Annotated in this window: 5 protein-coding genes; all 5 read left to right on the top strand. The window is 68.9% G+C overall.

What is annotated here, in order from left to right:
* Positions 1 to 555, top strand: a 555-nt coding sequence (locus V9U70_RS00255; RefSeq protein WP_336672339.1) for an ABC transporter ATP-binding protein, incomplete at its 5' end; no start/stop codon positions are given.
* A gap of 162 nt (positions 556 to 717) precedes the next feature.
* Positions 718 to 2,352, top strand: a complete 1,635-nt coding sequence (locus V9U70_RS00260; protein ID WP_336672340.1) for a peptide ABC transporter substrate-binding protein — start codon at positions 718 to 720, stop codon at positions 2,350 to 2,352.
* 141 nt (positions 2,353 to 2,493) lie between these two features.
* Positions 2,494 to 3,417, top strand: coding sequence for an ABC transporter permease (locus V9U70_RS00265; protein ID WP_336672341.1), 924 nt, complete (start codon positions 2,494 to 2,496; stop codon positions 3,415 to 3,417).
* On the top strand, positions 3,410 to 4,387 hold the full coding sequence (locus V9U70_RS00270) for an ABC transporter permease (RefSeq protein ID WP_336672342.1): 978 nt from the start codon (positions 3,410 to 3,412) through the stop codon (positions 4,385 to 4,387). The genes V9U70_RS00265 and V9U70_RS00270 overlap by 8 nt, the downstream gene beginning before the upstream one ends.
* Before the next feature lie 13 nt (positions 4,388 to 4,400).
* On the top strand, positions 4,401 to 4,913 hold a 513-nt coding region (locus V9U70_RS00275; RefSeq protein WP_336672343.1), incomplete at its 3' end, for an ABC transporter ATP-binding protein.

The raw sequence follows: 4,913 nt of genomic DNA on the forward strand, positions 1-4,913 counted from the left end.
TCCGGCGGCCAGCGCCAGCGCATCGGCATCGCCCGCGGCCTCGCCCTCAACCCCGAGATCATCATCTGCGACGAGCCGGTCTCCGCGCTCGACGTGTCGGTGCAGGCCCAGGTCATCAACCTGATGGCGCAGCTCCAGGACGAGTTCAGCCTGTCCTACCTCTTCATCGCGCACGACCTCTCCATCGTCCGGCACATCTCCGACCGGGTCGGCGTGATGTACCTCGGCAAGATGGCCGAGATCGGCACGGACGCAGAGATCTACGACCACCCGACGCACCCCTACACCCAGGCGCTGCTGTCGGCGGTCCCGGTCCCCGACCCGTCGGCCCGTGAGGGGCGCGAGCGGATCATCCTGACCGGTGACGTCCCGTCGCCGGCGAACCCGCCGTCGGGCTGCCGCTTCCGTACCCGGTGCTGGAAGGCGGAGGACCGGTGCGCGACGGAGGAGCCCCTGCTGGCGATCCCCGAGCGCTTCGTGGCGAAGGACACCCCGGCCGCGCACGAGTCGGCGTGCCACTTCGCCGACGAGCGGGACGCCGTGCACGTGGCGTGACCGCCCCCAGCGGCTGAACGAGAGATGCCCGGTCCCCCAGGGGGCCGGGCATCTTCGCGTCCGGCGACGGGCCCGCCCGGACGGGGGAAGTGAACATGCGGCAAGAGGTCATATGGGGTGATATGAGGCATTGAGCTACTCGATGACTCTAGGAGGCACTCCATGCGCGGAGCCACACACGCCCGGTGGGCCGCATGCGCGGTGGCCGTCGCCCTGGCAGCGACCGCCTGCGGCGGCGGGGACGACAGCGGCGGCGGCAGCGGCGGCGCCGACGGGATCGTCAGCTCCTCCTGGGGTGACCCGCAGAACCCGCTGGAGCCGGCCAACACCAACGAGGTGCAGGGCGGCAAGGTCCTCGACATGGTCTTCCGGGGGCTCATCCGGTACGACCCGAAGACGGGCGAGCCCAAGAACATGCTCGCCGAGTCCATCGAGACGAAGGACTCACAGAACTTCACCGTCAAACTGAAGGACGGCTGGACCTTCTCCAACGGCGAGAAGGTCACCGCCAGCTCCTTCGTCGACGCCTGGAACTACGGCGCCGCGCTCAAGAACAACCAGAAGAACGCCTACTTCTTCCAGTACATCGAGGGCTACGACGAGGTCCACCCCGAGTCCGGCACCGCCTCCGCCGAGACCATGTCCGGCCTCAAGGTCGTCGACGACCTGACCTTCACCGCCGCGCTCACCCAGAAGTTCTCCCTGTGGCCCGACACGCTCGGCTACTCCGCCTTCGTCCCGCTGCCCAAGGCGTTCTACGACGACCACGACGCCTGGCTCTCCAAGCCCATCGGCAACGGCCCCTACACGATCGAGTCGTACGCCAAGGGCTCGTCGATGAACCTGCGCAGGTGGGACGAGTACCCGGGCGACGACAAGGCCAAGAACGGCGGCGTCGACCTGAAGGTCTTCACCGACAACAACACCGCCTACACCTCGCTGACCTCCGGCAACCTCGACCTCGTCGACGACGTGCCGGCCTCCCAGCTCAGAAACGTGGAGGCGGACCTCGGCGACCGGTACATCAACGCCCCCGCCGGCATCATCCAGACCCTGGCCTTCCCCTTCTACGAGGAGGAGTGGGACTCGGAGAACGCCCGCAAGGTGCGCCAGGGGCTCTCCATGGCGATCAACCGGCCGCAGATCACCGACCAGATCTTCCAGAAGACCCGCACCCCCGCCTCCGACTGGACCTCCCCGGTCCTCGGCGAGGAGGGCGGCTTCGAGAAGGGGCTCTGCGGCAAGGAGTGCACGTACGACAAGGAAGCGGCCAAGAAGCTGATCGACGAGGGCGGCGGCATCCCCGGCGGCCAGCTGAAGATCGCGTACAACGCGGACACCGGTTCCCACAAGGAGTGGGTCGACGCCGTCTGCAACAGCATCAACAACGTCATGGGCGACAACCGGGCCTGCGTCGGCAACCCGGTCGGCACCTTCGCCGACTTCCGCAGCCAGGTCTCCACCCAGAAGCTGACCGGGCCCTGGCGTGCGGGCTGGCAGATGGACTACCCGCTCATCCAGAACTTCCTCCAGCCGCTCTACTACACCAACGCCCCGTCCAACGACGGCAAGTGGAGCAACAAGGAGTTCGACGGGCTGATCGACCAGGCCAACGCCCAGAGCGACAAGGCGAAGGCCATCAGCACCTTCCAGGACGCGGAGAAGATCCTCGTCGAGGAGATGCCGGTCATCCCGCTCTGGTACCAGAACGGCAGCGCCGGCTATTCGGACCGGGTGGAGAACGTGGCGCTGAACCCGTTCAGCGTCCCGGTCTACGAAGAGATCACCGTCAAGTGACGCGCTGAGACGAGACGGCCGGGGCCCTGGACGCGCCCCGGCCGCCCGCACACCCCCGACCGGCTCCGAGTCCCGGCCCCGCGGGCCGCCCGCCCGGCCGGCCGCCCGCCCGCTCGCTCGCCCCGACCCCCGGAGCCCCTCATGGGACGTTATGTGATCCGGCGGCTGCTGCAGATGATCCCCGTCTTCTTCGGCACCACGCTGTTGATCTTCCTCATGGTGAACGTGATGGGCGACCCCGTCGCGGGCCTCTGCGGCGACCGCCAGTGCGACCCGGCCACCGCCGCCCAGCTGCGCTCCGAGTTCGGCCTCGACCAGCCGGTCTGGCAGCAGTACCTGACGTACATGGGCAACGTCTTCACCGGCGACTTCGGCACCGCGTTCAACGGGCAGAAGGTCACCGAGCTGATGGGCACGGCCTTCCCCATCACGATCCGCCTCACCGTCGTCGCGGTCGTCTTCGAGATCGTCCTCGGCATCAGCCTCGGCGTCATCACCGGCCTGCGGCGCGGCCGCCCCGTCGACACCGCGGTCCTCATCCTCACCCTGGTCGTCATCGCCGTCCCCACCTTCGTCACCGGCCTGCTGCTCCAGCTCCTGCTCGGCGTCAAGTGGGGCGTCATCAAACCCTCGGTCTCCCCGGACCCCGCCATCGACGAGCTGCTCGTCCCCGGCCTCGTCCTCGCCTCGGTCTCGCTCGCCTACGTCACCCGGCTCACCCGGACGTCGATCGCGGAGAACGCCCGCGCCGACTACGTACGCACCGCCGTCGCCAAGGGCCTGCCCCGCCGCCGGGTCGTCGTACGGCACCTGCTGCGCAACTCCCTGATCCCCGTCATCACCTTCATCGGCACCGACGTGGGGGCCCTGATGGGCGGCGCCATCGTCACGGAGCGGATCTTCAACATCCACGGCGTCGGCTACCAGCTCTACCAGGGCATCGTGCGCCAGAACTCCCAGACCGTCGTCGGGTTCGTCACCGTGCTGGTCCTCGTCTTCCTGGCGGCCAACCTGATCGTCGACCTCCTGTACGCCGTACTCGACCCGAGGATTCGCTATGCCTGAGCCGCAGTCATCGGACGGGGCGATCTCCCCGACGGGCGCCGGCGGCCCCACCGACCTCGCACTGGAGGAGGGCGCCAGCCTGGAGAAGACCCCGGGCGGCCCCGAGGGCACGGGCCCGGCGGGCAAGCCGCGCAGTCTCTGGTCCGACGCCTGGCGCGATCTGCGGCGCAACCCGGTCTTCGTCGTCTCCGCGCTGGTCATCCTCTTCCTGCTGGTCATCTCCGTCTGGCCCTCGCTCATCACGAGCGGCGACCCCCTCCAGGCCGACCTGGGCGACGCGCAGAAGGGCTCGCAGCCCGGCCACCCCTTCGGCTTCGACCCGCAGGGCCGTGACGTCTACACCCGGGTCGTGTACGGCACCCGGACCTCGGTGACCGTCGGCGTCTGCGCCACCCTGGGCGTCGCGATCCTCGGCAGCGTGCTCGGCGGGCTCGCGGGCTTCTTCGGCGGCTGGTGGGACTCGGTCCTCTCCCGCCTCACCGACGTCTTCTTCGGCATCCCGGTCATCCTGGGCGGTCTGGTCTTCCTGTCCGTCGTCACCAGCTCCACCGTCTGGCCCGTGGTCGGCTTCATCGTCCTCCTCGGCTGGCCCCAGATCGCCCGCATCGCCCGCGGTTCGGTCATCACCGCCAAGCAGAACGACTACGTCCAGGCGGCCCGCGCGCTCGGGGCCTCCAACTCCCGGATGCTCATGCGCCACATCGCCCCGAACGCCGTCGCCCCCGTCATCGTCGTCGCGACCATCGCGCTGGGCACGTACATCTCGCTGGAGGCGACCCTGTCCTTCCTCGGGGTCGGGCTGAAGGACCCCGCCGTCTCCTGGGGCATCGACATCTCCGCCGCGTCGAACTACGTCCGCAACGCCCCGCACATGCTGCTCTGGCCCGCCGGGGCGCTGGCGGTCACCGTGCTCTCGTTCATCATGCTCGGCGACGCGGTGCGCGACGCCCTCGACCCCAAGCTGCGCTGAGGAGCCGATTGCCATGTTGCTCGAAGTGCGCGATCTGCACGTGGAGTTCCACACCCGTGACGGGATCGTCAGGGCCGTCAACGGCGTCGACTACTCGGTGGCGGAGGGGGAGACGCTCGCCGTCCTCGGCGAGTCCGGCTCCGGCAAGTCCGTCACCGCCCAGGCGATCATGGGCATCCTCGACATGCCGCCCGGGAAGATCGCCGGCGGTGAGATCCTCTTCAAGGACCGCGACCTGCTGAAGCTCAGGACGGAGGAGCGGCGCAGAATCCGCGGCCAGGAGATGGCCATGATCTTCCAGGACGCGCTGTCCTCGCTGAACCCGGTTCTGACCGTCGGCCAGCAGCTCGGCGAGATGTTCGTCGTCCACCGCGGCCTGTCCCGCAAGGACGCCAGGACGAAGTCCGTCGAGCTGATGGAACGGGTCCGCATCCCCGCCGCCAAGGACCGGGTCGGCGACTATCCGCACCAGTTCTCCGGCGGTATGCGCCAGCGCATCATGATCGCCATGGCGCTGGCCCTGGAG

It is taken from the genome of Streptomyces pratensis, assembly GCF_037137275.1.
In the GTDB taxonomy this organism is placed as follows: domain Bacteria; phylum Actinomycetota; class Actinomycetes; order Streptomycetales; family Streptomycetaceae; genus Streptomyces; species Streptomyces pratensis_B.

Coding starts and splice junctions, on each gene's coding strand:
- V9U70_RS00260 (WP_336672340.1), top strand. CDS start 718: ATGCGCGGAGCCACACACGCCCGGTGGGCCGCATGCGCGGTGGCCGTC.
- V9U70_RS00265 (WP_336672341.1), top strand. CDS start 2,494: ATGGGACGTTATGTGATCCGGCGGCTGCTGCAGATGATCCCCGTCTTC.
- V9U70_RS00270 (WP_336672342.1), top strand. CDS start 3,410: ATGCCTGAGCCGCAGTCATCGGACGGGGCGATCTCCCCGACGGGCGCC.